Source organism: Saccharothrix sp. ST-888 (assembly GCF_000955975.1).
In the GTDB taxonomy this organism is placed as follows: Bacteria; Actinomycetota; Actinomycetes; order Streptomycetales; family Streptomycetaceae; genus Kitasatospora.
This window is the reverse complement of sequence record NZ_JYJF01000297.1, coordinates 1-915: the sequence shown is the minus strand read 5'-3', so window position 1 is coordinate 915 and position 915 is coordinate 1. Positions and strand designations below refer to the sequence as shown.

Here is a 915-nt window from a genome sequence, read left to right as displayed (position 1 = left end):
ACCAAGGCGATGCCCCCGGACGTCATGGGCAAGGGCGTCCCGCTCGCCGATCTCTTCAACGAGAAGCACCCGCGCTACAACGAGGGCACCGAGATCCGCTCCCTCTATCAGAACGAGCCGGACGTCAAGAAGATTATCGACACCGGCATGGGCATCGAGGGCCTGATCCGAGGGACCGGCGTGCACGCCGCCGCCGTCATCCTCTCCTCCACCCCGCTGCTCGGCCTGATCCCGCTGCACAAGCGGGACAAGGATGGCGTGATCATCACCGGCTTCGACTACCCGTCGTGCGAAGCCATGGGCCTGATCAAGATGGACTTCCTGGGCCTGCGGAACCTGGGCATCATCGACCACTGCATCAAGATCATCAAGGCCAACCGGGGCGCCGAGGTCGACATCGAGAAGATCGCGCTGGACGACCCCACCACCTACCAGCTGCTCGCCCGGGGCGACACCCTGGGCGTGTTCCAGCTCGACGGCGGCCCCATGCGCGCCCTGCTCAAGCTGATGAAGCCCACCGAGTTCGCCGACATCTCCGCCGTCAGCGCCCTGTACCGGCCCGGCCCGATGGGCATGAACTCGCACACCAACTACGCCCTGCGCAAGAACGCCCAGCAGGAGATCATCCCGATCCACCCCGAGCTGGAAGCCCCGCTCAGCGAGGTCCTCGGCCCCACCTACGGTCTGATCGTCTACCAGGAGCAGGTGCAGCGAGCCGCTCAGGTGCTGGCCGGCTACAGCCTGGGCCAGGCAGACCTGCTCCGCCGCGCGATGGGCAAGAAGAAGAAGGAGGTCCTGGAGAAGGAGTTCGTCCCATTCCAGGCCGGCTGCCGGGAACGCGGCTACTCCGACGAGGCCATCCAGGCCGTGTGGGACGTCCTGGTGCCGTTCGCCGGCTACGCGTTCAACAAATCG

Annotated in this window: 1 pseudogene; it reads left to right on the top strand. The window is 66.0% G+C overall.

What is annotated here, in order from left to right:
- Window positions 1-915, top strand: a pseudogene (locus tag UK12_RS32740) (DNA polymerase III subunit alpha); the annotation flags it as partial.